The sequence below is a fragment of the Aureimonas psammosilenae genome, from assembly GCF_009176975.1.
In the GTDB taxonomy this organism is placed as follows: domain Bacteria; phylum Pseudomonadota; class Alphaproteobacteria; order Rhizobiales; family Rhizobiaceae; genus Plantimonas; species Plantimonas psammosilenae.
This window is the reverse complement of sequence record NZ_WEZG01000010.1, coordinates 95776-120210: the sequence shown is the minus strand read 5'-3', so window position 1 is coordinate 120210 and position 24435 is coordinate 95776. Positions and strand designations below refer to the sequence as shown.

At 67.6% G+C, this 24435-nt stretch carries 26 protein-coding genes and 1 riboswitch; of the genes, 16 read left to right on the top strand and 10 right to left on the bottom strand.

Annotation, left to right across the window (positions count from 1 at the left end; all coding sequences use genetic code 11):
• The first annotated feature begins 166 nt into the window (after positions 1-166).
• The 5 genes from F9929_RS17095 (at position 167) to F9929_RS17075 (ending at position 5588) form a co-directional block, all read left to right on the top strand.
• The gene (locus tag F9929_RS17095) at positions 167-1753 is read left to right on the top strand and encodes a glucan biosynthesis protein (RefSeq protein ID WP_235919374.1); all 1587 of its coding nucleotides are present in this window, start codon (positions 167-169) and stop codon (positions 1751-1753) included.
• On the top strand, positions 1750-2151 hold the full coding sequence (locus F9929_RS17090) for a hypothetical protein (protein ID WP_152047768.1): 402 nt from the start codon (positions 1750-1752) through the stop codon (positions 2149-2151). The genes F9929_RS17095 and F9929_RS17090 overlap by 4 nt, the downstream gene beginning before the upstream one ends.
• A 106-nt stretch (positions 2152-2257) precedes the next feature.
• The gene (mdoH, locus tag F9929_RS17085) at positions 2258-4072 is read left to right on the top strand and encodes a glucans biosynthesis glucosyltransferase MdoH (RefSeq protein ID WP_152047767.1); all 1815 of its coding nucleotides are present in this window, start codon (positions 2258-2260) and stop codon (positions 4070-4072) included.
• 89 nt (positions 4073-4161) lie between these two features.
• The gene (locus tag F9929_RS17080; RefSeq protein WP_152047766.1) at positions 4162-5373 is read left to right on the top strand and encodes an OpgC family protein; all 1212 of its coding nucleotides are present in this window, start codon (positions 4162-4164) and stop codon (positions 5371-5373) included.
• Between the two features lie 2 nt (positions 5374-5375).
• Positions 5376-5588 carry a DUF3329 domain-containing protein gene (locus tag F9929_RS17075; protein WP_152047765.1) on the top strand — a complete coding sequence of 71 codons (213 nt, stop codon included), beginning with the start codon at positions 5376-5378 and terminating at the stop codon, positions 5586-5588.
• 3 nt (positions 5589-5591) lie between these two features.
• Here F9929_RS17075 and cobT read toward each other — a convergent pair whose 3' ends face one another.
• Positions 5592-6608, bottom strand: a complete 1017-nt coding sequence (cobT, locus tag F9929_RS17070; RefSeq protein WP_152047764.1) for a nicotinate-nucleotide--dimethylbenzimidazole phosphoribosyltransferase — start codon at positions 6606-6608, stop codon at positions 5592-5594.
• A gap of 70 nt (positions 6609-6678) precedes the next feature.
• On the opposite strand from cobT, the gene F9929_RS17065 reads away from it, so the two are divergent.
• Positions 6679-7455: an adenosylcobinamide-GDP ribazoletransferase gene (locus tag F9929_RS17065; RefSeq protein WP_193227811.1), complete on the top strand. Its 777-nt coding sequence runs from the start codon at positions 6679-6681 to the stop codon at positions 7453-7455.
• On the opposite strand, the gene cbiB is transcribed toward F9929_RS17065, so the two are convergent.
• Both cbiB and F9929_RS17055 read right to left on the bottom strand, forming a co-directional pair.
• Positions 7448-8419 carry an adenosylcobinamide-phosphate synthase CbiB gene (cbiB, locus tag F9929_RS17060; protein ID WP_152047762.1) on the bottom strand — a complete coding sequence of 324 codons (972 nt, stop codon included), beginning with the start codon at positions 8417-8419 and terminating at the stop codon, positions 7448-7450. The genes F9929_RS17065 and cbiB overlap by 8 nt on opposite strands.
• Entirely contained in the window at positions 8416-9714 is a 1299-nt protein-coding gene (locus tag F9929_RS17055; RefSeq protein WP_152047761.1) for a cobyrinate a,c-diamide synthase, read from the bottom strand. The genes cbiB and F9929_RS17055 overlap by 4 nt, the downstream gene beginning before the upstream one ends.
• 38 nt (positions 9715-9752) lie before the next feature.
• Here F9929_RS17055 and F9929_RS17050 point away from each other — a divergent pair, with 38 nt between their 5' ends.
• Positions 9753-10868, top strand: a complete 1116-nt coding sequence (locus F9929_RS17050) for a cobalt-precorrin-5B (C(1))-methyltransferase (protein ID WP_152047760.1) — start codon at positions 9753-9755, stop codon at positions 10866-10868.
• Positions 10858-11595, top strand: a complete 738-nt coding sequence (locus F9929_RS17045; RefSeq protein ID WP_152047759.1) for a cobalt-precorrin-6A reductase — start codon at positions 10858-10860, stop codon at positions 11593-11595. Before F9929_RS17050 ends, F9929_RS17045 begins: the two co-directional genes overlap by 11 nt.
• On the opposite strand, the gene cobM is transcribed toward F9929_RS17045, so the two are convergent.
• From cobM to F9929_RS17015, 6 genes are read right to left on the bottom strand one after another with little or no spacing between them, the layout of a single operon-like run.
• On the bottom strand, positions 11573-12349 hold the full coding sequence (gene cobM, locus F9929_RS17040; protein WP_152047758.1) for a precorrin-4 C(11)-methyltransferase: 777 nt from the start codon (positions 12347-12349) through the stop codon (positions 11573-11575). The two genes, F9929_RS17045 and cobM, sit on opposite strands and share 23 nt — an antisense overlap.
• Positions 12346-14157 carry a precorrin-3B C(17)-methyltransferase gene (gene cobJ, locus F9929_RS17035; RefSeq protein WP_152047757.1) on the bottom strand — a complete coding sequence of 604 codons (1812 nt, stop codon included), beginning with the start codon at positions 14155-14157 and terminating at the stop codon, positions 12346-12348. The genes cobM and cobJ overlap by 4 nt, the downstream gene beginning before the upstream one ends.
• Positions 14154-14882 carry a precorrin-2 C(20)-methyltransferase gene (gene cobI, locus F9929_RS17030; RefSeq protein WP_152047756.1) on the bottom strand — a complete coding sequence of 243 codons (729 nt, stop codon included), beginning with the start codon at positions 14880-14882 and terminating at the stop codon, positions 14154-14156. The genes cobJ and cobI overlap by 4 nt, the downstream gene beginning before the upstream one ends.
• Positions 14879-16093, bottom strand: a complete 1215-nt coding sequence (gene cbiE / locus F9929_RS17025) for a precorrin-6y C5,15-methyltransferase (decarboxylating) subunit CbiE (RefSeq protein ID WP_152047755.1) — start codon at positions 16091-16093, stop codon at positions 14879-14881. The genes cobI and cbiE overlap by 4 nt, the downstream gene beginning before the upstream one ends.
• Complete coding sequence (locus tag F9929_RS17020) at positions 16090-16719, bottom strand: precorrin-8X methylmutase (RefSeq protein ID WP_152047754.1); 630 nt, start codon at positions 16717-16719, stop codon at positions 16090-16092. Before F9929_RS17020 ends, cbiE begins: the two co-directional genes overlap by 4 nt.
• The gene (locus F9929_RS17015; protein ID WP_152047753.1) at positions 16716-17843 is read right to left on the bottom strand and encodes a sirohydrochlorin chelatase; all 1128 of its coding nucleotides are present in this window, start codon (positions 17841-17843) and stop codon (positions 16716-16718) included. Before F9929_RS17015 ends, F9929_RS17020 begins: the two co-directional genes overlap by 4 nt.
• Before the next feature lie 212 nt (positions 17844-18055).
• Between F9929_RS17015 and F9929_RS17010 the strand changes: the two genes are divergently transcribed.
• The 5 genes from F9929_RS17010 (at position 18056) to F9929_RS16990 (ending at position 21709) form a co-directional block, all read left to right on the top strand.
• Entirely contained in the window at positions 18056-18484 is a 429-nt protein-coding gene (locus F9929_RS17010; protein ID WP_152047752.1) for a putative toxin-antitoxin system toxin component, PIN family, read from the top strand.
• Positions 18481-18738, top strand: coding sequence for a hypothetical protein (locus F9929_RS17005; RefSeq protein ID WP_152047751.1), 258 nt, complete (start codon positions 18481-18483; stop codon positions 18736-18738). The genes F9929_RS17010 and F9929_RS17005 overlap by 4 nt, the downstream gene beginning before the upstream one ends.
• 54 nt (positions 18739-18792) lie before the next feature.
• Positions 18793-19536 carry a TSUP family transporter gene (locus F9929_RS17000; RefSeq protein ID WP_152047750.1) on the top strand — a complete coding sequence of 248 codons (744 nt, stop codon included), beginning with the start codon at positions 18793-18795 and terminating at the stop codon, positions 19534-19536.
• Between the two features lie 8 nt (positions 19537-19544).
• Positions 19545-21035: a cobyric acid synthase gene (locus tag F9929_RS16995; protein ID WP_152047749.1), complete on the top strand. Its 1491-nt coding sequence runs from the start codon at positions 19545-19547 to the stop codon at positions 21033-21035.
• 77 nt (positions 21036-21112) lie between these two features.
• Entirely contained in the window at positions 21113-21709 is a 597-nt protein-coding gene (locus tag F9929_RS16990; protein WP_152047748.1) for a cytochrome b, read from the top strand.
• Here the strand turns inward: F9929_RS16990 and F9929_RS16985 are convergent.
• Positions 21684-22517 carry an SDR family NAD(P)-dependent oxidoreductase gene (locus F9929_RS16985; RefSeq protein ID WP_152047747.1) on the bottom strand — a complete coding sequence of 278 codons (834 nt, stop codon included), beginning with the start codon at positions 22515-22517 and terminating at the stop codon, positions 21684-21686. The two genes, F9929_RS16990 and F9929_RS16985, sit on opposite strands and share 26 nt — an antisense overlap.
• A 100-nt stretch (positions 22518-22617) precedes the next feature.
• Positions 22618-22850: riboswitch (cobalamin riboswitch) on the top strand.
• A gap of 35 nt (positions 22851-22885) precedes the next feature.
• On the opposite strand from F9929_RS16985, the gene F9929_RS16980 reads away from it, so the two are divergent.
• The 3 genes from F9929_RS16980 to cobU all read left to right on the top strand — a co-directional run bounded on the left by F9929_RS16980 (position 22886) and on the right by cobU (position 24433).
• Complete coding sequence (locus F9929_RS16980; protein WP_152047746.1) at positions 22886-23074, top strand: CbtB domain-containing protein; 189 nt, start codon at positions 22886-22888, stop codon at positions 23072-23074.
• 100 nt (positions 23075-23174) lie between these two features.
• Positions 23175-23906 (top strand): CbtA family protein, encoded by a 732-nt coding sequence (locus F9929_RS16975; RefSeq protein ID WP_152047745.1) that lies wholly within the window; start codon positions 23175-23177, stop codon positions 23904-23906.
• Positions 23903-24433, top strand: coding sequence for a bifunctional adenosylcobinamide kinase/adenosylcobinamide-phosphate guanylyltransferase (gene cobU, locus F9929_RS16970; protein ID WP_152047744.1), 531 nt, complete (start codon positions 23903-23905; stop codon positions 24431-24433). The genes F9929_RS16975 and cobU overlap by 4 nt, the downstream gene beginning before the upstream one ends.
• Positions 24434-24435: the final 2 nt, after the last annotated feature.

Here is a 24435-nt window from a genome sequence, read left to right as displayed (position 1 = left end):
GAGGAAATCCGCCTCGTTCATCGGACAGTCAGTTTATTGCGTGCATAGCCTGCCGAGGGGCGGTGGCGCATGCTTTCGCATGTGCTAAGTCCTGTGAGCAGATGCAAACCTGCGAAGGACCGACCGTTTCGTGACAAAGCAGAATTCCATTTCCCGACGCTCAGCCTTGAAGTCCGGCCTTGCACTCGCCGCTTTGATGGCCGGAAGCCGGGCGGGTTTTGCCCAGGAGGCATCGCCGCCTCCGCCGCCGGGCGCGGTTCCCGGAGCCGCCGCCGGTGCCGACGGCACGGTGGTCGAGAATTTCGACTTCGAAGCTTTTTCGGCCATGATGCGCCGGCGCGCCGAGCAGCCCTTCGTGGAAACGCCGATCCAGCTTCCCGAAACGCTGACCGGCCTCAGCTACGACGAGCATCGGGCGATTCGCTTCATTCCCGATCACGCCCTTTGGCGCACCGATCCGATCAATTTCCAGCTTCAGGCCTTTTATCCCGGCGCCCAGGCGCGCGACCTGACGCGCGTCTTCATCGGCGACGGCAAGCGCTTCCAGCTCCAGCCCTTCACGGGCGCGGATTTCGAATATCGCGCGCCCCTCGACCCGTCGCGCTTCCAGTCCCTAGTGCTACCCGGCATCGCCGGCTTCCGCCTTCATTATCCGCTCGAGCGGCCGGATTATTTCGACGAACTCGTGACCTTTCTCGGCGCGTCCTATTTCCGGGCGCTGGGCATGGGCACGCGCTACGGCCTGTCGGCGCGGGGTCTGGCCATCAACACGGCGACGCAGACGCCGGAAGAGTTTCCGCGCTTCTCGGCCTTCTATATCGTCAAGCCGGAGCCCGGCGTGAACGAGATCCGGCTTTTCGCCGAACTCGACAGCGCCAGCCTGACGGGCGCTTATTCCTTCGTGATCACGCCCGGTCCCCAGACGGTGATGGAGGTCACGGCCCGGCTCTTTTTCCGCAACGCGGTGGATCGCCTCGGCGTCGCGCCCCTCACCTCCATGTTCACCTTCGGCGAGAACGACCGGCGCCAGCGCGACGATTTCCGGCCCGAAGTCCACGACAATGACGGGCTCGTCATCCATCGCCGCAACGGCGAGCGCCTGTGGCGCCCCTTGCGCAACCCCGAAACGCTGGCGCTGTCCTATTTCCGCGAAGCCTCGCCCGTGGCCTTCGGCCTCCTTCAGCGCGACCGCGTGTTCTCGCATTACGAGGACACGGAGTCCCGCTACGAGATCCGCCCCTCCCTTCTGATCGAGCCGATCGGCGACTGGGGCCAGGGCATGATCGAGCTCGTGGAGATTCCGACCAAGGCCGAGATCAACGACAATATCGTGGCTTTCTGGGTGCCCGAGAAGCGCCCGGAAGCGGGTTCGCAATACGAGTTCCGCTACCGCATGCGCTGGGGCCTCGATGTCGAGACCCCCTATCGCCTCGCGCAGGTGACCGGCACCTATGGCGGCGTCGGCGGCAATGCGGCCGACGAGACACCGCCCGACACGCGCCGCTTCGTGATCAACTTCACCGGCGGCACGATCGGCAACCTGCCGCCCGGCGCGAGCCTCGATCCGATCGTCGACGTGCCGGAGGGCGCCGAACTCGTTCACACCGCGCTCGACCGGCTTCCGGACGGCGGTTGGAGGCTGTCTATCGAATTGCGGAGGCGTAATGACGCAGCCGTGGAACTGCGCGCGAAACTTTCCACGATGCAACGCATTGTGAGCGAGACGTGGCTCTATCAGTGGACGGGCGCATGACCTCGCACGCCTCCATCTTGCCCAAGCGCTTCGATGCTGCGAAGCATCGCGCCGTTGTTCTGTCCTTGAAACCCGATCCAAAGCGAGCGTCGGCACCGGAAATGCCTTCAGCGAGAATTTATCAGTCGGCCGGCGAGATCGTAGGACGCCGGGACCTTTCCGACGACGTGCTGTTGAAGGCGATCGCCGAGCGCATGGTGTTCGAGCGCCGCGACCCCAAACAAGCTCGCACCGTGTTGAACGCCGCCCTTGCGGGCAAGCAGATCGCCGTGAATTTCGTGCGCAGCCTCGCCTTGCCGATGCCTTCCGCGCCCTTGGAAATGCCGGTTCAAGCGCTTCTCGACGACAAGCCGGAAAAGCCGGCGGGCCGCCGACGCTTTCTTTCGTTCAGTTGGTGAAAGCGGGCGTCCCGCGCTTTCGCCGCATTGATCCGTCAGCCTGCCGCAGCGCGGTTGTTGCCGCTCGTGCCGAGTTTTGCCTGCCTTCTCTTCGGATGATCGTTCGTTGATCGCCTTTCGCCGCTTCCTTTTCGCCGCAACGGCGGTCATCCTGGCTTTGGTCGCCGGGGGACTGTTCGCGGTCGTCGTCACCGCCAGCGGCACGAGCCGCCTTCAGGTTCTGCAGGTTTCGCTTCTGACAATCTGCTGCGTCTGGCTTGCCTGGGGCTTCAACACCGCTTTGTCCGGCATCATCTCGGCGAGCCGGGAGCGTCGCCGCTCGGTTCCGGTGCCGAGCCGCATGACCATGAGCCGCACGGCGGTTCTGGTGCCGATCTACAACGAGGATGCCGACTCGGTCTTCGCCCGCGTCGCCGCCATGATGGAGGGCCTCCGCTCGGTCGGGCGCCTCGACAATTTCGACTTCTACGTTCTGTCCGACTCCACCAAGGCCGAGCATGTCGAGCACGAAAAGCGCTCGACCTTCACGCTTTTGTCCGAGCTTCACGTCGCGGGGCATCTTTATTACCGCAACCGTGAGAAGAACACGGGCCGCAAGGCCGGCAACATCGCCGATTTCGTGACCAAGAACGGCGGCGCATACGAGTATATGCTGGTGCTGGACGCCGACAGCCTGATGCGGCCCCAGACCATTCTGGAGATGGTGACGCGCATGGATGCCGAGCGCGATCTCGGCCTTCTCCAGACCCAGCCGCTCATCATCGGCCGCCGCACCCCGTTCGGCCGCGCGCTGCAGTTCTCGGCGGCGCTGTATTCGCCGATCTTCTCGCGCGGCATCGCTTCGCTGCAAGGGCGCGAAGGGCCGTTCTGGGGCCACAACGCCATTATCCGCGTCAAGGCCTTCGCCGATTGCTGCGGCATGCCGAGCCTGCCGGGCAAGGCGCCCTTCGGCGGCCACATCCTCAGCCACGATTTCGTGGAAGCCGCGCTCCTGTCGCGCGGCGGCTGGCGCGTGCGCGTCGATCCCGATCTCGAAGGCTCCTACGAGGAAGCGCCCTCCAACCTCATCGAATATGCCAAGCGCGACCGGCGCTGGTGCCAGGGCAACCTTCAGCACGGCAAGCTCGTGCTCGCCCCGCGCTTCAATCTCTGGAGCCGGATCTCGATGATCACCGGCATCATGGCCTATGCCGCTTCGCCGATCTGGCTGATGTTCATCATCGTCAGCCTGCTCGATCCGATCATCGCCGCCGATCCGAACTATTTCCCCGCCGACTCGCTGTTTCCCGTCTTCCCGACGCCCGAAACCGGCAAGGCGCTGCTGCTTCTCTTCGGCATCTTCCTTCTTCTCCTTCTGCCGAAGTTCCTGATCGCCATGGCCTCGGCCCTGACCGCGCGTCGCCGCGCCTTCGGCTCGCCGGGACAGGTGCTGGCCGGGGCCTTCGTGGAACTCGTGATGACGAGCATCCTCGCGCCGGTCATGATGATGTTCCAGTCGAAGGCTGTCGCCGAGATCCTGCTGCGGCTCGACAGCGGCTGGCCGTCCACCGACCGCGACGACGGCAAGCTGCCGCTATCGGCCGCTTTCAAGGCGTCGTGGTGGATGGTGATCGCCGGCCTGATCCTCGCCGTGACGACGCTCGCCTATTCGCCGGAACTCTTCCTTTGGATGCTGCCGATCGCCGGGCCGCTTCTCGTGTCGCCCGTTCTCATCAGCCTGACCGGCGACCCCGATCTCGGCGACGCCATGCGCCGCGCAGGGCTCCTGTCGACGCCGTTCGAGATCGATCCGGAGCCGGTGATCCGCGCCTCCGAATCCTGGCGCCGCCGCCTGGAAGCGATTTCCGGGCGCCATGCGGCAGGGGCAGTCCAAAACGCGGTCGCGCCTGACAAGACGGGCATGGCGCCGAGCCCCGCTTGAAGGGGATGTTCATCCAAGGTTCACGCCGGGCTCCCTAAGCCTCAACCGTGAAGCAAGCATCCACTCATTCCCTCGGGCGCGATCACCGCGTGGATTTCTTCCGCGGCATCGCCCTCGCCATGATCTTCGTGAACCATGTCCCGGGCAATCTCTGGGAGAACTTCACGACGAGGAATTTCGGCTTTTCCGATTCCGCCGAACTCTTCGTGTTCCTGGCCGGCTTCGCCTCGGCCTTCGCCTATGCCAAGCCGTTTCTTGCAGGCCATCGCCTTCTGGCGACGCTGAAGGCGTGGCGGCGGGCGGGCATTCTCTACCTCGTCCACGCGACCCTGACGCTCTTCGCCATCGGCCTTTTCGCCTGGGGCGCGCTCGCCTTCGGCGACGGGGGGCTCCTGCGCGAGAACAATCTGGCCGCGCTGGAAGCCGCGCCGGTGGACACGCTGATGGGTCTGGCGACGCTCGGCCATCAGCTCAAGTTCGTCAACATCCTGCCCATGTACATGGTGCTGCTTCTCGCCCTGCCGGCGCTTCTGGCGCTTTGCGACCGGTTCGGACGCGGCGGGATGATGCTGGCATCCTTCGCGCTCTGGGTGGCCTCGGCGCTGTTCTGGCTGAACATGCCGAACCACCCGGCCGATGGCGGCTGGTTCTTCAACCCCTTCTCCTGGCAACTCATCTTCGCGGCCGGCCTTTACTGCGGCCTGGCGCGCTCGGAAGGCGGGGAAGGGCTTCCCTTCTCGTCCACGCTCTACGGCGCGGCACTGGCCTTTCTCCTGTTCGCCTTCCTGTTCGTGGAATTCGAGCTTTGGGGCATGGACCGCGCGCTTGGCCTGCCGGTGATGCTGGCGGGCTTCGACAAGACCTATGTGTCCGTGCCGCGCCTTCTGCACCTTCTGGCACTCGTTTATGTCTTCGCTCATGCGCCGCGCTCGTCGGTGCTGTCGCGCGTGTCGGGCGACAATCCCTTCACGCGCCTCGGCCGCCATTCGCTGCCCGTTTTCGCCACCGGCACGGCCCTCGCCCTGATGGCGCAGGTGGTGAAGTTCGAGGAGCCGCCGGAAATCATGCGCGACACTGTTCTGATCGCGGGCGGCCTTGGCCTGCAATTCGCGCTCGCCCATTTCCTCGACTGGTGGCGCGAGGCGGAACGGCAGTTGAAGGCGAGCGCGGCTTCCAAGGCGAACCCGGCAACCGCCCGTCCGGCACTCGCCGCACCGCGCCGGGAGGACAAACGCCCCGCCGCCCCGGCCTTGCCGTCAGGCAAGAATGCGGGCATCGTCGCCTCGATCATGAAGCGGTGACGATGACCCCCAGCGAACGCAATATAGCCTTTTTCCGCCCCCTTTGGCGGCGCGTCCTTCTACTGGTGGTGCTCGCCGTCTGGACCGGCGTCGAGCTCTTCTACGGAGACCAGCTCTGGGCCTGGATCACCGGCGGTATCCTCGTTTACTCGGTCTGGACCTTCTTCATCACCTTCCCGAAGGACGGCGTGCCGAAGGAAGACGCCAAGGGCTGAGCCTCAGCCCCGATCGGTGACGCCGGCCGCATCGAAGGTCGCCATGCCGGAATGGCAGGCGACGGCGGCCTTGACGATGCCGGCCGCGAGCGCCGCGCCCGTTCCCTCGCCGAGCCGCATGCCGAGCGCCAGAAGCGGCACCTTGCCCATCGCCTGCAACGCCCGCATATGGCCGGGCTCGGCCGAGACATGGCCGAAAAGGCAGTGGTCGAGCGCGCTTGGGTTCAGCTTCCAAAGAACGGACACGGCGGCGGTCGCGACGAAACCGTCGACGATGACGGGCACGCGCTGAAGACGCGCGGCTAGAACGACGCCCGCCATCGCGGCAAGCTCGCGCCCCCCGAGGCGTCGCAGCACTTCCAGGGGATCGCGCAGGTGTGCCCCATGGAGTTCCAGCGCCTGATCCACTACGGCCGCCTTCAGCGCCATGCCGGCGGCGTCCTTGCCGGTGCCCGGCCCCACCCAGTCCGCGCCCGTGCCGCCGAAAATGCCGGCGCAAACCGCCGCCGCGATCGTGGTGTTCGCGATGCCCATCTCGCCGATGCAAAGAAGATCCGGCTCGCCCATCAGCGCTTCCATGCCGAAGGCCATGGTGGCCGCGCAGCCGCGCTCGTCCATCGCCGCTTCCTCGGAAATGTCGCCGGTCGGCACCTCCAGCGCGAGGTCGAAGACCTTGAGCCCGAGATCATAGGCGAGGCAGATCTGGTTGATGGCCGCGCCGCCGGCGGCGAAGTTCGTCACCATCTGCGCCGTCACTTCCGGCGGAAAGGCGGAAACGCCCTTTTGCGCGACGCCGTGATTGCCCGCGAAGATCGCGACGAGCGGGCGTGTCACGGCGGGCGCACGGCCCTGCCATGCGGCCAGCCATTCGGCGATCTCCTCCAGGCGCCCGAGCGAGCCGGAGGGCTTGGTCAGGCTTTCCTGGCGGTGGCGCGCCTCGTGCCGCGCCGCATTGTCCGGTCCGGGCATCCGGGCCAGAAGCGCGCGGATGTCGTCGAAAGGCAGGCCGGTGGTGGACATGACGTGTTTCCTTCTCGGAATGCTTGAAGGAGCCTGTAAGGAAAGACCTTGCCGAGGCCAAGCGATTCCCATGATGCGCCAACTCTTGCCCGCGACGCTCCGCGCCCTCGGCTTTCTGACCCGCCTCCCCATTCCGCCTTCCGTCTTCGCCGAAGGGCGGCCGCTCGGCGCGGACGCCCATGCCTTTCCCTTGGCCGGCCTCGCCGCCGCGCTGCCCTCCGCGATTCTCGTGCTTCTCGGAGCCGCTTTGGGGCTTTCGCCGACAACCACCGCGGTCGGCGCGATGACGCTTCTCGTGATGCTCACCGGCGCCCTCCACGAAGACGGGCTCGCCGATGTCGCGGATGGGCTTTTCGGTCACAAGCCGAAGGAACGCGCTCTTCTGATCATGAAGGACAGCCGCATCGGGGCCTACGGCGCGCTGGCGCTCGTGTTTTCCGTGCTGTTGCGGGTGTCGCTCCTCGCCGATCTCCTGGCGACGAGTGCGGAGGCGGGCGCCGTCGCGCTTCTTCTCGTCGCCGGTTTTTCGCGCGGGCTGATGGTCTGGCTCTGGTCGAGCCTGCCGAGCGCCGATCCGAACGGGCTTGCGGCGAGGGTGGGGGCACCGGACGGAGCCGCCGGGCGTTTGTCGGCGGCCATCGGCACCGGAATTCTGGTTCTGCCGGTCCTTGTTCTCTTCGGCCTCGGCGCGGCGCTCCTGCCGGTTGCTCTCGCCGCCCTCGCGATCCTCGCCTTTCGCGGCTTCCTTCTTCGCCGGCTCGGCGGGCAAACGGGCGACTGTCTCGGCGCGGGGCAGCAGATCGCCGAGATCGCGGCGCTTCTCGGCTTCGTGCTGGCGATCAGATGAGGCTGCCGAGCGTGAAAAGAACGAGTGCGGCGATCAGGAGGTCCGACAGGCGGCGAAGCAGCACGAGGGCGGCGTCGATATCCTCCGGCACCGCATCCCCGCGTCCTTCGGGGTGGAGTTCGGGCGCGTCCACCACCACTTCGCCGTAGCGGCGCGGACCGCCGAGGGCGAGACCGAGCGCGCCGGCCATCGCGGCTTCCGGCCAGCCGGCATTGGGCGAGCGGTGGAGCCGCGCGTCGCGCCATGCCACGCGGATCGCGTCGCGGAACCTGCCGCCGGCGAAGGGCGCCAGAAGCGCGAAGGCGAGCGCCGTCAGCCGCGCCGGCACGATGTTGGCGAGATCGTCCAGCCGCGCGGAGGCCCAGCCGAAGGCGCGGTGGCGCTCGCTCATATGGCCGATCATCGAATCGGCGGTGTTGAGAACCTTGTAGGCGAAGATGCCCGGCAGCCCGAAAGCGAGATAGAAGAGCCAAGGGGCCACCACGCCGTCCGAGGCGTTTTCGGCCAAGCTTTCCACCGCCGCGCGGCAGACACCGGACTCCGACAGCCCCTCCGGATCGCGCCCGACGATGCGCGAAACGGCGACGCGCCCTTGCCTGAGGCCTCCCTCGCGAAGGGCTTTGCCCACATCGCTCACGTGAACCGACAAGCTCTTCTGCGCCAGAAGCACCGCAACGATCAGCGCTTCCACAAGAACGCCGACCGGACCGATCGCCATCAGGAGCCAATGGAGATCGTAGCCGACGAGAACGGCGAGGAAGAGAAGGAGGAGGATCGCGCCGACGCCCCGCCAGCGGCGCGCGGAGGAACGCAGGCGCGGATCGTTCCAGCGCTTGTCCATCCAGTCGATCGCCCGTCCGATCAGGACAACCGGATGGGGCACGCGCCGCCAAGCCCAAGGCGGATCGCCGACCAGCCGGTCGACCAGCGTTCCCAGAAGCAGCGTGAACAGATGGACGATCATGCCCCATCCATAGCGTCGATGACGTGACAGAACGAGCCGGCGACCCGCCCGCGCCGCAGACCCATCGCGCCCAGGGGTTCGCGGAGTGCGTCCTCGGCCTCGAACAGGCGCTCCGCCTCGCCCTCATGGGTGACGGTGGCGTAATGGAACTCGTGGGCCGTCAGGGGCATGGCCCAGGGAAAGGACCCGAGGGGGCGAAGGCGGCGATAACCGAGATGCCGCTGGCGTTTGGCGAAGCTCGTTTGGAGCGGCAAAAGGCCGAGCATGGGATGGGACGCGCCGTCGGCGTCCTCCAGCGCCTCGCCGAGAACCATGTAGCCGCCGCACTCGCCGTAGATCGCGGCGCCCGCTTCGGCCTTCGCGCGCATCGCAGCCTTGAAGGTTTCGGCCCCCGCCAGCCGGCCGGCGTGAAGCTCGGGATATCCGCCGGGCAGGAACAGGGCATCGGCCGAGGGCTCCGGCGCCTCGTCGTCGAGCGGGGAAAAGAAGGAGAGTTCAGCCCCCTGTTCCCGCCAGCCGTCGAGGAGATGCGGATAGCAAAAGGCGAAAGCCTCGTCGCGGGCAACCGCGGTCCTCTGGCCGAGCAGCGGCAGGCGCGAAACGGGCTCAGCCACCTTCGGCCGGATGGCGGCGAGTGCAGCGACGGCCTCCATATCGAGGCCACCCACGATCCAGTCGGCGGCGCGCTCGATGAAGGCGTCGAGATCGCGGTGCTCACCGGCCTGCACAAGGCCGAGATGGCGTGAGGGCAAGGCGAGGTCGGTTCTGGCGGGAAGCGCACCGAGAACCGGCAGGCCCAACGGCTCCAGCGCGCTTCGCAGCAGCATCTCGTGGCCGGCACTGCCGACACGGTTGAGAACGAGGCCGGCAATTCCGAGTTCGGGCCGATGGTCGCGAAAACCGCGCACGAGGGCGGCGACCGAATGGGACTGGCGCGCGCAGTCCACCACGAGAACGGTGCGCAGCCCAAGGGCGAGGGCGAGATCGGCCGCCGACCCCTGCCCGTCCGCCGCGCCGTCGAAAAGCCCCATCATGCCTTCCGCGACGAGAAGGTCGGCTTCGTTGCACGCCTCGTCGACGAGCGCATGAAGCAGCGCCGGCCGCATCGCCCAAGGGTCGAGATTGACGCTTTCTCTCTCGCTCGCAGCGGCGTGAAATGCCGGATCGATATAATCCGGGCCGGCCTTGGCGCTCGCCACGCGGTGGCCGGCGCGTTTCAAGGCGCGCAGGAGCCCGAGCGTCACCGTGGTCTTGCCCGAACCGGACGATGGCGCGGCGACGAGAAGCCCCGTCATCGCTTTGCACGCCTTCCCGTGCGGTCTATATGGCGGGCATGGACTTCCATCCCGGCGCAGGCGCCCCTCAGGACGGACGCGTGCTGCGTCGCGGCTGGACCACCGGCGCCTGCGCCACCGCCGCGACGAAGGCGGCGCTCACCGCGCTTTTCACCGGCGAGTTCCCCGACCCCGTGGAAATCGTACTGCCGAAGGGCGAGACACCGAGCTTCGTTCTGTCCCGGCAACGCCTCGACGCGAACGAGGCCACCGCCGCGATCGTAAAGGATGCCGGCGACGATCCGGACGTGACGCATCTGGCCGAAGTCAGCGCGACGCTTCGCTTGGGTCAGCCCGGCAGCGGCATCTCCTTCCATGCGGGCTCCGGCGTCGGCACGGTGACGCTGCCCGGCCTGCCGATCCCTCCGGGCGAGCCCGCGATCAATCCCGTGCCGCGCCGCATGATGCGCGCCGTGGTCGAGGAGCTCTGCGCCGCCCATGGCCGGACACCCGATGTCGCGATCACGCTCAGTGTCGCGGATGGCGAGCGGCTGGCGGAGAAGACCTGGAACCCGCGCCTCGGCATCCTGGGCGGGCTGTCCATTCTCGGGACGACGGGGATCGTGCATCCCTTCTCCTGTTCGGCCTGGATTCATTCCATCCATCGCGGCGTCGATGTGGCGCGCGCCGCCGGGCTGTCCCATGTGGTGGGCGCGACGGGCTCCACCAGCGAGGACGCGGTTCGCCGTCTTTATCCCGATCTTCCCGCCATCGCCTATCTCGACATGGGCGATTTCGCCGGTGGCTTGCTGAAATATCTGCGCGCCCATCCCCTGCCGCGCCTGACGGTGGCCGGCGGCTTCGCCAAGCTGGTGAAGCTCGGCCAAGGGGCGATGGACCTTCATTCGGGCCGCAGCCAGGTGGATTTCGCCCATCTCGCCCGGCTCGTGCGCGATCTCGACCCCGCGATGGGCGAAAGGCTGGAAGGCGCGATCCTGCAAGCCAACACGGCGAAGCAGGTGCTGGATCTCACGCGAAGCCACGGCATCGATCTCGCCTCCCTCGTCGGCCGAGCCGCGCTCGCCGCGGTGCGCGAGGTCCTGCGCGACGCGCCGGTGGCGGCGGAAGTGATCGTCGTGGATCGCGCCGGCGCGGTGGTCGGCCATGCCCGCTGAAACCGTTCTCGTTCTCGGCGGCACGGCGGAGGCGTCGATCCTCGTCCAGCGTATCGCCGCCGCGTTCCCGCGCTGGCGGGTCATCCTGTCGCTCGCCGGCCGGACGCTTGCGCCCGTCCTGCCGGGTGGCGGGGAAGTCCGCATCGGCGGCTTCGGCGGGCGGGAAGGGCTCGCCGCCTTCATCCGCCTCGAAGGCGTGACCCATCTCGTGGACGCGACCCACCCTTTCGCCGCCGGCATCTCGCGCAACGCGGCCGAGGCGGCGGCGACGACCGGTGTGAGGCGCATCGCGCTCCTGCGCCCCGCTTGGGAAGAGCAACCGGGAGAGCGCTGGATCAAGGTGGACTGCTTGGCGGCGGCGGCGGAAAGCCTTCCCCCCGGCGCCCGCACCTTTCTGGCGCTCGGCCGCCAGCATCTTTCGCCCTTCGCGCGGCGGAACGATGTTTCCTTCACCGTCAGGATGGTCGATCCGCCAACCGAGCCCCTGCCCTTCCCGGCCGAATTGGTTCTCGGGAAACCCGGTCCGGCGGAGGCCGAGGAAGAGCTTTTCCGCGCCTTGGCTGTCACGCATCTCGTGTCGCGCAATTCCGGCGGCGCGGCTTCATATGCCAAGATCGAAGCCGCGCGGCGCTTGGGGCTTGCCGTGGTGATGATCGAGCGCGCCGCCGCGCCGCCCCCGCCCCTCGCCGCCACCTTGGGCGAAGTCATGGCTTGGCTGAACGCCTAGGCCTCAGCACATGGACATGGGCGGCGTCGTAGAGCTTGGAATCGATGAAGCCCGTCGCGCCGAGCGCGCGCCCGACGAGGATCAGGGCGGTGCGCGTCAGCTTGGCGGCGCGCACCTTCTCGTGGATGTCGGCAAGCGATCCCCGGATGAAGCTCTCGTCCGGCCAGCCGACGCGATAAGCGACGATCACCGGACAATCCGCGCCGTATTTCTCCAGGGGCGTGAGTTCGCGCTGGATATGCGGGATGTTGCGCACCGATAGGTGGATGGCGAGCGTCGCGCCGCTCGCGCCCAGCGTCCGCAACTCCTCGCCGTCCGGCATGGCCGAGGACTTCATCGCGGTGCGGGTGACGATCACGGTCTGGCAAATTTCCGGGATCGTCAGCTCGGTCTTCAGCGCCGCCGCCGCGGCCGCGAAGGCCGGCACGCCGGGCGTCACGTCATAGGGGATGGCGAGGGCATCGAGCCGCCGCATCTGCTCGGCCGTCGCGCCGTAGATCGACGGATCGCCCGAATGAACGCGCGCGACATCGAGGCCCGTTTCATGCGCGGCGGCCATTTCCGCGACGATCTCGCCCAAGGTCATGGAGGCCGTGTCGAGAACGCGCGCGCCTTTCGGCGCGGCCGCCACGATCTTGGCCGGCACCAGCGAGCCGGCGTAAAGGCAGACCGGACAGCGTTCGATGAGCCTCAGCCCCCGCACGGTGATGAGGTCCGGCGCGCCCGGCCCAGCCCCGATGAAGTGAACCGTCATGCGGCGTTTCCGATCCCCGTTCCCGCCTTGTCGGCATAGCCGCGCGGCGTATAGGCCCATTTGCGGCCGTCGCCGGTCGTGACGGTTCGCGTGTGCGACGAGCCGACGATCACCACGGTCAGCATGTCGACATCCGCAACATCGAGTTCGGCGAGCGGCACGATGCGAACGGATTCGCCGTTCCGCCCGAGATTGGTGGCGAGGATGACCGGCGTGTCGGCGGGGCGGTGGTTGAGAAGCTCGTCGCGCGCCCAGACGAGCTGCGTGCGGCGCTTGGCGGAAACCGGGTTGTAGAAGGCGATCACGAAGTCGCCCTCCCCCGCTGCGCGCACGCGCCGCTGGATGGCGGCCCAGGGCGTCAGGAGATCGGACAGCGAGATCGTGCAGAAATCGTGCCCGAGCGGCGCGCCAGCCCGCGCGGCCGCCGCCTGAAGCGCCGAAATGCCGGGCGAAACGTGGATGGCGATGCGCCGTGCCCCATCCGGCAAGCCACCCTTTTCCAGAAGCTCGAAGACCAGCGTCGCCATGGCGTAGATGCCGGCATCGCCCGAGCAAACGAGCGCGACGGTGCGGCCTTCTCCGGCAAGCTCCATCGCGTGGCGCACCCGCGCTTCTTCCAAGCCTAGGTCGAAGTCGTGGCGCGTTTTTCCGGTAGTTAGGGGGCCGAGAAGATCGAGGTAGAGCGAATAGCCGACGAGGTCGTCGGCTTGTGCGACCATCGTGGAGACTTCGGGCGAGCGCCACCCATCTGAGCCCGGCCCGATGCCGACCACGAACAGCGTCCCCCGCGCACGGCCGAGTGCTGCCGGATCGACGGGCATGGAGGCCTGCCCGAGCGCTGCCGTCACCCGCGCGGACTTGCGCTTTTCGACGAGCAGCCGCCCGTCCGGCCCCGCACCGGCCAGCGCCGCGCCTTCCGCGACCCCGTGGCAGCCGACCTCGGCGAAGACGATGGCCGAGGGATTGGCGAGGCGCGGCGTTTCGGCTTCGAGCGTCGGTGCATCGAAGAACCGCGCCGGAACGCCGAAATGCGCCGCGACAGCATGAACGGCGGGCTCGTCGGCCTTTACGTCGAGCGAGGCAACGAGGCCAAGCGACGAAGGCGATACGCCGGCTTCCGCGATCACGCTTTCGGCGAGCGCCACCGCCTCTTCGATCGGGGCGCCGCGCTCCGCGCCGAGCCCTAGAACGAGGGTCCGGGGCCGATACAGGAGTTCGCCGGGGACGGGTTCACGCTTTTCTTCCGTCACGCTCAAGGTCACGCGACCGTCGTCGCTGATCGGCAAGTTGGAAGCTTCTAACCAAGGTGCCTTGCCTTCGATCCAAGCATATTCGCCGGACACGAGGTCCGCCATGACGGTCTTGGCGTCGCCCTCGTTTTCTAGGAGCCAGCCGGGCGGCGGCTCGTCCAGCGCCACGCCGAAGCGCAGGTCCCCTGCCGTGGTGATGGCCGCCGCGCCCCCGGCAAGGCTCGCGACGCGCCGCGCCAGATCGTTGGCGCCGTGATGGCCGCCGAGCAGCGGCACGGCGCTCGACCCGTCCTCGGCGAGCGCCACCACCGGCGGCTCGGCGCGCTTGTCGGCGAGAAGCGGCGCGAGAATGCGGATCACCGCGCCCGTCGCCATCAGGGCGACGATCGGGCGGCCGGCCTCGAACAGCGTCCTGATATGCGAGCCCGCATGGTCGAAGAAGATATCGGCCTCGCCGACGCGCGCCCGCGCGCCGTGAAGCTCGGCATCAAGGCCATCGGCGATGCGGCGCGCCAAGGGCAGCGCGGAAGCGGACAGAACGACGATGGCGGGCTTCATGCGAAGGCGGTCTCGCGGGGTCGCGTCGTCATGGCGGGCTCCAGCCCGCGATAGCCGACGATCATCGAGAAGTAAGGCGCGGTCTCGACTGCGCTGAGCGGCAGGATGCGCTCGTCAGGCAGGGTCGCACGCTCGACATAGGTGCAGGCGTCGAGAAGGCCGGCGGCGGCGAGAAGCGCTTTCACCCGCGAAAAATGCCGGCCGAGCTTCAGGATGGCGAAGCCTTCGGCGCTTTCCACGAGACGCAGGATCGCCTCGTCGGGAAGCGGCGCGGGGATCACGCAGAGCGCGTCGTTGCGCGCGACGAGGGGCTGGAAGGCGCGGGCTGCGGCGGCGGTCAGCGACGAAACGCCCGGCACGATCTCGACGGGAAAGCGCGTTGCCAGCCGCTCGAAGAGATACATGAACGAGCCGTAGAAGAAGGGGTCGCCCTCGCATAGCGCGGCGACGTCGCGGCCGGCGGAAAGATGCGCCGCGATGGCCTCGGCGGCTTCCGCGTAGGCGCTTTGCGCCGGCTCGCGCGCCGTCGACATGCAAAGGGAGATGGCGATCTCCTCCTGCCCGCCCGGCAGATGCGGCGCGGCGATGGCGCGCGCGAAGCTCCCACCGCCTTCGGCCGCCGGATAGGCGATCACCGGCACGGATCGCAGGATGCGCGCGGCCTTCAGCGTCAAAAGTTCGGGATCGCCGGGACCGAGGCCGAGGCCGAACAACCGGCCCGTCATCGCTTGGCTCCCTTCGTCAGGTGCCAATGCAGGACCGGCATGGACGGCCGCCAGCCATGGAAGGGCCCGACCGGTTCGGCCACCTCCACCGACAAGCGCATGAGGTCGCCGCCGAGCCGGGCATGGGCGTCGAGAATGATGCGCTCGGATTCCAAGGTCACGGCATGGGCGACGAGACGGCCGCCCTCGCGCAAGGCGGCGAAGGCAGGCTCCAGAACGCCGTCCGACAGCCCGCCGCCGATGAAGATCGCGTCCGGGGGCTCCAAGCCTTCGAGCGCGTCCGGCGCGGTGCCGGCGACGATCTCGATCCCCGGCGCGCCGAGCGCTTCGGCATTCTGGCGGATCATCTCGCGACGCTCGGCGCGCGGCTCCACGGCAATCGCGCGCATGACCGGCGACACGCGCGACCATTCCACCGCGATCGAGCCGGAGCCCGAACCGATATCCCACAAAAGCTCGCCCGGCATCGGTTCGAGGCTGGCGATGGCGAGCGCGCGCGTCACGCGCTTCGTCATCTTGCCGTCGTGGATGAAGGCGTCGTCGGGCAGTCCCGGCACCGGGGCGCGCGGGATCGCGCCACGCCCGGCGACGCATTCCACCGCGACCGTGTTGAGATCGGCGACGCCACCCAGTTCGAAGCCGGACGCGGTGGTCTCGCGCACGCGCTCGCCCGGCCCCCCGAGATGTTCGAGGACGACGAGCCGGCTCGGGCCGTAGCCGCGCATGGTGAGGCGGCGGGCGATCTCGCGCGGGGTCGTGCTGTCGCTCGAATAAAGGAGGAGGCGCGCGCCGGGCAGGACATGGGGGTCCATGCGCGCGACGGGTCGGCCGTGAACGGATACCGCAACGCAGTCCTCCAGCGGCCAGCCGAGGCGGGACGCGGCGAGCGAAAAGGCGGCAACGCCCGGCAGGACGCGCATCTCGCCCGGATCGACATGGCGCGACAGGGTTCCGCCGACGCCGAACCACATCGGGTCGCCGGTGGCGAGCACCACGACGCGCTGCCCCCGCCGCGCCAGAAGATCGACCATCGCTTCCTCGAAGGGCGAACGCCAGGGCACGAGTTCCTGGCGCGAGGGCTCCAGCATGGAAAGATGGCGCGTGCCGCCGAACACCGTCTCGGCCATGTCGAGGGCACGTGCTTGTTCGGGCGTCAGCGTGTCGAGACCGCCGTCACCGATGCCGATCACGGTGAGCCAGGGCACCGTCATGGCGCGGCCAGGGCGTTGACGGCGGCGGCCGCCATGGCGGAACCCCCGCGCCGGCCGAGAAGCGCCGTGAAGGGAGTGCCGCGCGGATCAGTGGCAAGCTCGGCCTTGGATTCGGCCGCGCCCACAAAGCCGACGGGAAAGCCGAGGATCGCCGCCGGCTTCGGCCAGCCGGCATCGAGCTTTTCCAAAAGCGCGAAAAGCGCGGTCGGCGCGTTGCCAATCGCGACCACCGCCCCTTCGATATGCTCTTGCCAAAGCTCGACCTGCGCCGCCGAGCGCGTGGTAGCCAAACGCTCGGCGAGTTCGGGAACGCGCGGATCATTCAGGGTGCAGACGACGGCGTTCGCGGCGGAGAGGCGCGAGCGGATGATGCCGTGCGACACCATCTCCGCGTCGCAGATCACCGGCGCGCCAGACTTCAGCGCGGCTCCCGCCGACGCCACGAGATCGCGCGACAGAACGAGATCGGCGAGGATGTCGGTCATGCCGCAGGCATGAACGAGCCGGATCGCCAACGGGTGCGCTTCCTCCGCCAACGCCGACAAGTCGGCTTCCGCGCGGATGGTGGCGAAGCTCGCCGCATAGATCGCAGCCGGATCGCGCAGGTAGTCGGCTGCCGCGCTCACCCCGCCGCCTTCAGGGAGCGCGGCCCCAGCGGATGGTCGGCATGGGGATAGGGATGGTGGTGATGCCCGCCATCGCCATGCGAATGGCCATGCCCGTGGTCATGCGCATGATCGTGGGAATGACCCTGATCGCCGTGATGGTGGTGGTGCCCATCGTCGTGGTGATGATGATCGTGGTCGCCGTGAGCGTGATGGTGGTGACCATGACCATGATCGTGTCCATGGTCGTGGGAGGTGCCGATGCCTTCCACGTGATGGTGGTGGCTTTCTTGGGCGAGGCCCACTTCCGCCTCGAAGCCCAGCACCTGCTCGCGGTACTTGCACAGGCCGCAATTCATGTTGTTCGTGCCTTCCTGAATCTCGCGAAGGCGATCCACGAAGGTTTCCACCACGAGGTCGTGCGCGCCGAGATAGGGCGCCTTCAGGAAGGCGATGCCGGGATGGCGCGCGGCGACCAAGTCCGTGTGCTCGTAGATGCGGCGCACCAGGATGCCGGTGAACAGAAAGTACGGAAACACCACGATCCGCTTGTAGCCGAGGCGCGACACGTGCTCGAGCCCGGGCTCCACCAGCGGAAAGGTCACGCCTGAATACACCGTCTCGCCCCAGCCGAAGCCGAGCCCTTCCCAGAGCATCCGCATGACCTTGGCGACATTGGAATTGGCGTCCGGGTCGGACGCGCCGCGCCCGACAACCACCAGCATCGTGTCGTGCAGCGGCTCGCCGTCGCGCCAGCCCCCAGTGCGCAAGGCTTCGCGGATGCGCTCCCCGGCGGCGCGGATCATCTTCGGGTCGATGCCGAGCTCGCGGCCGTAGTCGATGGGAAGGCCGTTGGCGGCGGCATACGTGTTGAGAACGCTCGGAATGTCGTTCTTGGCGTGGCCGGCGGCGAACAGCATGCCCGGCAGGGCGAGAACGCGCGTCGCGCCGCCCGCTTTCAACCGGTCGAGCCCGTCGCGGATGATCGGCCGGGCGAATTCCAGATAGCCGTATTCGAGCGGCCAATCGGGCAGGCGGCGTTTCAGCTTTTCGGCGAGGCCCGAAAACTCCACCATGGCCCCGCCGTCCCGGCTGCCATGACCGCAAAGCATGATTGCTTGGCTCAAAACTCGTCCTCCGTTCATGTGCGCCGGAGGAAGCGCTTCGGTGGAAAACCGCCGCGCCGATCCGACAGTCCACGCGGCTCGCCCCCGGCTTGGGTCGGCTCGCCCCGCGATCGTATCCGGCCCGAGACCATCCTCGGGCACCGTCAGTTGAAGGGCGACGTAAACAGGAGGACGGGGCGAAGGTCAAATCGCAGCTTGCGCCGGGTGGTGGAATCGTCCGACTTCAGGCGATGAGACTTGTCCTCGATACCGCAACGATGGTGGCGGCGATCCGCAGCGATGCCGGCGCGTCGCGGCGTTTGTTGCGGGGCGCTCTCGACCGGCGCTTCACGCTGCTGGCGTCCGTGGCGCTGCTGATCGAGTACGAATCTGTCCTGACGCGACAGGACCATCGTTCGGCTTCGGGTCTTTCGGTCGATGACGTGCAGAAGCTTCTCGACACCGTCGCGAGCGTCATCGAGCCGGTCAGTCTCGACTATGCATGGCGTCCGCAATTGGCAGACCCGGACGACGACATGGTTCTCGACGCCGCGATCAACGGCCGAGCCGACGCTATCGTGACGTTCAATATTCGAGATTTTCGTGAAGGCGCAGCTCGATTCGGGATAAGGATCGTCTCGCCGGGCAACGCCGTCCGGATGATGAAAGAAAGCCAATGAGCCCTAAGGACGCTTTATCCATCGACCCGGCATTGCTCGACGACGCGCGCCAAGCGGCAGCGGCTGCAGGGGTGGACCTTGGCAGTTTCGTCAGCCGTGCCGTCCAGGAAAAGCTCTGGTCGATGCGGCCGGAAAACTACATGCGCCGCCGTGCCGAGCGAGCCGATATGGACGCGGCGAAAGCGATTCTCGACCGAGCTGGCCGTGGGAACCCTCCCATGCCCGGCGACGAGTTCGAAACAGACGATCGCTGAACGGCTTCCTCCCAGCCGCCCCGCATTCCAGACCGCAGCCGAACGACAGGCTCCATGCCCCCCGAAATCTTCCTTCTGCTCGTCGCGGCAGCGTTTCTTGCCGGCTTCATCGATGCGATCGCCGGCGGCGGCGGGCTCATCACCATTCCGGCCCTGCTTCTGGCGGGTGTGCCGCCCATCCAGGCGCTCGGCACCAACAAGCTCCAGGGGCTTTTCGGGTCCGGCTCGGCGACGCTCGCTTATGCCGCAAAGGGCCATATGGACCTGAAGAAGCTCCTGCCGACCGCCGCCCTGTCAGCGCTCGGCTCTGTCTTTGGAGCGCTCGCCGCGCTCGTGATTCCGACGGAAGCGATGGAAGCGCTTCTGCCTTATCTTCTGATTGCCATCGCGCTCTATTTCGCCTTCCGGCCCGGCCTGTCGGACCAGGATGCCGGCCGGCGCATCTCGCCGAAGGTCTTCGCGCTCGGCCTCGTGCCGCTGATCGGCGCTTATGACGGCTTGTTCGGCCCCGGCACCGGCTCCTTCTTCATGATGGCCTTCGTGACGCTCGCCGGCTTCGGCATCCTGAAGGCCACCGCCCATACCAAGCTTTTGAACTTCGCTTCCAATATCGGCGCCTTCACGGTCTTCGCGCTGTCGGGCTCGATCCTCTGGACGCTGGGCCTCGCCATGGGCGCGGCGCAGTTCGCAGGCGCGCGGCTGGGAGCGGCCTTCGCCATGCGGTTCGGGGCGCGCATCATCCGGCCGCTTCTCGTGGTCACCTGCCTCGCGCTTGCCGCCAAGCTCCTGTTCGGCTGACGCCCGCCATGCCGCTCGTCGCTTCCATCATGCTGCAAGGCACCGGATCGGATGTCGGCAAGACGGTGCTCGTCGCGGGGCTCTGCCGGCTGTTCGCTGCCCGAGGCCTTCGCGTTCGCCCCTTCAAGCCGCAGAATATGTCGAACAACGCCGCCGTGGCGGCGATTCCCGGCACGGGCGAATGGGGCGAGATCGGGCGCGGGCAATGGTTTCAGGCGCTGGCCTGCCGCGTTGCCCCGAGCGTTCACATGAATCCCGTTCTTTTGAAGCCGCAATCGGAAACGGGCAGCCAGATCGTTCTCCAGGGTCGCGTCCACGGTTCGGCGCAGGGGCGCGACTACCAGCGCTTGAAGGCGGGCTTCCTCGAACGGGTGCTGGAAAGCTTCGCCATCGTCTCGGAGGACGCCGACCTCGTTCTCGCGGAAGGGGCGGGCTCGCCGGCCGAGATCAACCTTCGCGCCAACGACATCGCCAATATGGGTTTTTCGCGCGCGGCGAACGTGCCGGTGGTGCTTGTCGGCGACATCGACCGGGGTGGCGTCATCGCCTCGCTCGTCGGCACCCATGCGGTTCTGGAAGAGGCCGACCGCCAGATGATCCGGGGCTTTCTTGTCAACAAGTTCCGGGGCGATCCGAGCCTCTTCGAAGAGGGCGTGCAGGCCGTCACGCGCTTCACCAGTTGGCCGAGCCTTGGCGTCCTGCCCTATCTTTCCGCCGCCGGACGGCTGCCGGCTGAGGATTCCGTCGCGCTGGAACGGCTGGCCCGCCCACCGAGCGGAGGCCTTCTCGTCGCCGTGCCGGTGCTCGGGCGGATCGCCAATTTCGACGATCTCGACCCCTTGCGGGCGGAGCCTGGCCTGCGGGTCGTCTTCGTGCGGCCGGGCGAAAGGCTTCCCGAAGAAGCGCGGCTCGTGGTTCTGCCGGGCTCCAAGGCGACGATCGCCGATCTTGGCGAATTTCGCCGCCTCGGCTGGGACCGCGACCTCCACGACCATGTGAAGCGCGGCGGCCATGTGGTCGGCCTTTGCGGCGGTTTCCAGATGCTCGGCCGCCGCATCCTCGACCCCGACGGCATCGAGGGGCCGGTGCGCGAAGCCGAAGGGCTCGGGCTTCTCGATGTCGAGACCGTGCTCGAACGCGAGAAGGTGGTGCGCGAAACCCGCGCCGTATCCCTCTCCGGCCTGGCGTTAGAGGGCTACGAGATTCATCTCGGCCGCACGGAAGGGCCGGACCGCGCGCGGCCGCTCGCTCTTGTCGATGGCCGCCCGGAAGGCGCGACGAGCGCCGACGGGCTCGTGTCCGGCACCTATCTCCACGGGTTTTTCACCAGCGGCGAATGGCGGCGCGAGTTCCTGGGCCGCTTCGGGCTCGATGCCGACCCACGCGACCATCGCGCCGAAGTGGAAGCCGCTTTGGACGAGATCGCCGAGGCGCTTTCCCGCCATCTCGACGTGGACGCCCTTCTGCGCATCGCCGAAAGCCGCATCGGGCGGGCGTGACGCATCTTTCCTTTGCCGCAGAACCTCCCATCATGGTCGAACTGGAACCTTTCCAGATTCGGAGCTGAGAGAACGCCATGGTCACGGCCGCGCCTTTGCGGGACAGTCACGAGGGCTTCGGGCTCGTTTCCCGCACCTTCCATTGGGGGATGGCGCTTTTGTTCGTCTGGCAGTTCACCAGCGCCATTCTGCATGCCTTCGCCGAAGGGACAGTGCTCGACGCCTTCTTCTGGCAGACGCATTATTCGGTCGGTTTCACGCTTTTCGTTCTGGTGCTGCTGCGCGGGCTTTGGGGCCTTGCCAACATCCGCAACCGCCCGCCCCATGCCGGACCGCCCTTCGAGCGCTTCGCGGCCACCACCGGGCAGGTCGTTCTCTACGCCATGATGGTGGTGATCCCGCCCCTCATGGTCTACCGGGCCATCGCATCTGGCCGGGGCTTTCGCGTCTACGGCCTCCAACTCGTCGCGCCGGGCGAGCCGACCGCTACCCGCGAGGCCCTCGCCCCGCTGGCGACGCTCCACATCTATCTCGCCTGGACGCTTCTGGCCTTTATCGTGATCCATGCCGGCATCGCGCTCTACCACGCCTATGTCCGGCGCGACGCGACGCTCGACCGCATGACCAAAGGCGCGAGTCCGCTGCCGCTCAATCCCGGTTCACATAGGTACTGAAGCGCTCCGCCCAGTCCTTGTGCCAGCGCGACAAGGGCGGGCGGTTCTCCACGATGTCGCCGGCGGCCCAGGCGATGCGCTTCTCATCGAGCGCGCGCGGCACGTCGTTGTCCGGACAGAGGATGTAGAAGTCGCCGCGGCCGAGGCTTTGAAGCGCGAAGTCGGCGGTTTCCTCCGGCGTCCAGGCCGCTGCCGGCTTTTCCGTGCGCCCGCCCTTGGTCAGGCCGGTATACACGAAGCCCGGAATCAGGAGATGGGCCGAGATGCGCGCGCCCTCCCGGTTGCGCAGATCATGCTCCAGAGCCTCGGTGAAGGCCTTCACGCCGGCTTTCGCGACATTGTAGGCCGGGTCGCCAGGCGGCGTGGTGATGCCCTGCTTCGAGCCCGTGTTGATCACGACGCCTTCTTCACCCGCAGCCAACATGCGCGGCACGAAGACTTGCGTGCCGTTGACGATCCCGCCGAGATTGACGGCGAGGACATGGTCCCAGTTGGCATCGTCCAGAACCGTGGAGCCCGGCTGGATTCCGGCATTGTTGACAAGGACGTGGAGCCCCTCCCAAGCGCCGAAAAGACGGTCCGCAGCCAGTTCCAGCTCGCCGCGATGAGCGACATCGAGCGCGAAGGATTTGACGCGATCGCCCGCGCCGAGAATGTCGACCGCTTCTTCCAATGCGGCCTCGTTCTTGTCGGCGATGGCGACGCGCATGTCCGCCTCGATGAAGCGTCTGGCGAGAGCGAGGCCGATGCCGGCGGCGCCGCCCGTGACGAAGGCGACGCAGCCGGGCGCGATCAGGGGATGGTTCATGGTGCTTTTTCGCTCTCCCGTTCTTTTCGGGAAGGCAGATAGTCCGCATGGATCGATCTGGAACCTTTCCGCATCGCCGTTGACTGGCGGCTTCGAGCCTTTATGCTTGAGAGCGGATGGTCTTGGCGACTCTTCGGGGACGCCAAGCTAAGAGGGAATGCGAAGGGCCGACCCATATCGGGGGTCTTCATCGCAGCCGACCCCGCGACTGTAGAGCGGCGAGGTTCTTTCACCGGCGTCCATGCCGGAAACGCCACTGGGGGAAACCCTGGGAAGGCAGAAAGACACCGATGACCCGCGAGCCAGGAGACCTGCCATCCCTTGGAAGGCCCGCGCAATGGTGTGCGGGCTTCACGGAGGTTGAACCGATGATCGCGTCCCACGACGCCGCCGGCACCCATACGGGTGCCCTTCCCTTGTCCAGCCGGCTCCTCGCCGGCTTCGCCGCTCTGATTCTCGGTGCCTTCTTCATCTGGGGCGCGGGCTTTGCCGGCGCGACCACGATCCACGACACCGCGCACGACGCTCGCCACGGCTTCGGTTTCCCCTGCCACTAAGGCAGGCAGGCTCACCCGAATCCAAGGTTTGAACCAGCCACGGCCCGCCCGCATCGATGCGGCGCGGCCGATGAGCGTTTGTTTGCGAAAGAGGTCCTCCGTGATCGTCCGAACCCTTCTGGCCGCGCTTTGTGCCGGCCTTCTTGCCGGCATCCTGATCCTGCCGGTCCAGTATGCGCGCGTCGTGCCGCTGATCGTCCATGCCGAGTCATACGAAAACGGCGGAGCGCACGAGCACCATGCGGCGTCCCCAAGCTTCTTCGTCTCCCCCGCCTACGCGCATGGCGCCGGGGGCGCGCATGAGGAAGGCGAAGGCGGCGGCACGTTGGTTGAAAGCCGGCTTCTCGGCACGCTTCTCGCCGACCTCGTCGCCGGGGCCGGCTTCGCGCTGCTTCTCGCCGGTGCGAGCCTCGTTCTAGGGCTGCCGCTGAACAGGCGGAACGGCGTGTTCTGGGGCTTGGCGGGCTTTGCCACCGTCACGCTTGCCCCCGCCCTCGGCCTTGCGCCCGAACTTCCGGCGATGCCCGCCGCCGAGCTTGGGATGCGGCAGGCCTGGTGGTTGGCAACCGCTGCCTTCACCGCGCTCGGGCTCTTCCTTCTCGTCACCCGGCGCTCGGCCGGTCTCAAGGCGGCGGGAATCTTCGCGCTTCTTCTTCCCCATCTCTGGGGGGCACCGCAGCCGACCGATCTCGCGAGCCCCGTTCCGCCCGCGCTCGCCGCCGAATTCGCGGTCGCCTCGCTCGTCACCTCCGCGCTTTTCTGGGTGATGATCGGCACGTTTGCCGGCCGGTTCCTCGACAGGGCCGCGACGCGCTCGCCCTTGCCGGCATGACGCTCGCTGAGGGCCTCACCCTGATCCTCGGCGGCGCGCGCTCCGGCAAGAGCCGCCATGCAGAGGAACTGGCGGAAGGCTCGAACCTCGAGCCGGTCTATATCGCGACGGCTCAAGATTTCGGCTCCGACGGCGAGATGGCGGCGCGCATCGCCCACCATCGCGCGCGGCGCGGGGGCATCTGGCGCGACATGGAGGTGCCGCTTGAACTCGGGAGCACCATCCGCGCCGAGGCCGCCCCGAAACGCGTTCTCCTCGTCGACTGCCTGACGCTCTGGCTCACCAATCTGATGCTCGCCGGGCGCGACGTGGACGCCGAAGCTGAGGCCCTCGCCGCGCTCTTCGACCATCCTCCCGCCGGCCCCGTGATCCTCGTGTCCAACGAGGTGGGGCTCGGCATCGTGCCGGACAACCGGATGGCGCGGGACTTCCGCGACCATGCCGGCCGGCTTCACCAACGACTGGCCCAAAAGGCGGAGCGCGTCCTGTTCGTCGCCGCCGGGCTGCCGCTCGTTCTGAAAGGCTGACC

Coding starts and splice junctions, on each gene's coding strand:
- F9929_RS17000 (WP_152047750.1), top strand. CDS start 18,793: ATGCCCCCCGAAATCTTCCTTCTGCTCGTCGCGGCAGCGTTTCTTGCC.
- cbiE (WP_152047755.1), bottom strand. CDS start 16,093: ATGACGGTGCCCTGGCTCACCGTGATCGGCATCGGTGACGGCGGTCTC.
- F9929_RS17050 (WP_152047760.1), top strand. CDS start 9,753: ATGGACTTCCATCCCGGCGCAGGCGCCCCTCAGGACGGACGCGTGCTG.
- F9929_RS17055 (WP_152047761.1), bottom strand. CDS start 9,714: ATGACGGGGCTTCTCGTCGCCGCGCCATCGTCCGGTTCGGGCAAGACC.
- F9929_RS17015 (WP_152047753.1), bottom strand. CDS start 17,843: ATGAACGGAGGACGAGTTTTGAGCCAAGCAATCATGCTTTGCGGTCAT.
- F9929_RS16990 (WP_152047748.1), top strand. CDS start 21,113: ATGGTCACGGCCGCGCCTTTGCGGGACAGTCACGAGGGCTTCGGGCTC.
- cobT (WP_152047764.1), bottom strand. CDS start 6,608: ATGTCCACCACCGGCCTGCCTTTCGACGACATCCGCGCGCTTCTGGCC.
- F9929_RS16985 (WP_152047747.1), bottom strand. CDS start 22,517: ATGAACCATCCCCTGATCGCGCCCGGCTGCGTCGCCTTCGTCACGGGC.
- F9929_RS17010 (WP_152047752.1), top strand. CDS start 18,056: ATGAGACTTGTCCTCGATACCGCAACGATGGTGGCGGCGATCCGCAGC.
- F9929_RS17075 (WP_152047765.1), top strand. CDS start 5,376: ATGACCCCCAGCGAACGCAATATAGCCTTTTTCCGCCCCCTTTGGCGG.
- cobU (WP_152047744.1), top strand. CDS start 23,903: ATGACGCTCGCTGAGGGCCTCACCCTGATCCTCGGCGGCGCGCGCTCC.
- cobM (WP_152047758.1), bottom strand. CDS start 12,349: ATGACGGTTCACTTCATCGGGGCTGGGCCGGGCGCGCCGGACCTCATC.
- cobI (WP_152047756.1), bottom strand. CDS start 14,882: ATGACGGGCCGGTTGTTCGGCCTCGGCCTCGGTCCCGGCGATCCCGAA.
- F9929_RS17005 (WP_152047751.1), top strand. CDS start 18,481: ATGAGCCCTAAGGACGCTTTATCCATCGACCCGGCATTGCTCGACGAC.
- F9929_RS16980 (WP_152047746.1), top strand. CDS start 22,886: ATGATCGCGTCCCACGACGCCGCCGGCACCCATACGGGTGCCCTTCCC.
- F9929_RS17090 (WP_152047768.1), top strand. CDS start 1,750: ATGACCTCGCACGCCTCCATCTTGCCCAAGCGCTTCGATGCTGCGAAG.
- F9929_RS16995 (WP_152047749.1), top strand. CDS start 19,545: ATGCCGCTCGTCGCTTCCATCATGCTGCAAGGCACCGGATCGGATGTC.
- cbiB (WP_152047762.1), bottom strand. CDS start 8,419: ATGATCGTCCATCTGTTCACGCTGCTTCTGGGAACGCTGGTCGACCGG.
- F9929_RS17065 (WP_193227811.1), top strand. CDS start 6,679: ATGATGCGCCAACTCTTGCCCGCGACGCTCCGCGCCCTCGGCTTTCTG.
- cobJ (WP_152047757.1), bottom strand. CDS start 14,157: ATGAAGCCCGCCATCGTCGTTCTGTCCGCTTCCGCGCTGCCCTTGGCG.
- F9929_RS17045 (WP_152047759.1), top strand. CDS start 10,858: ATGCCCGCTGAAACCGTTCTCGTTCTCGGCGGCACGGCGGAGGCGTCG.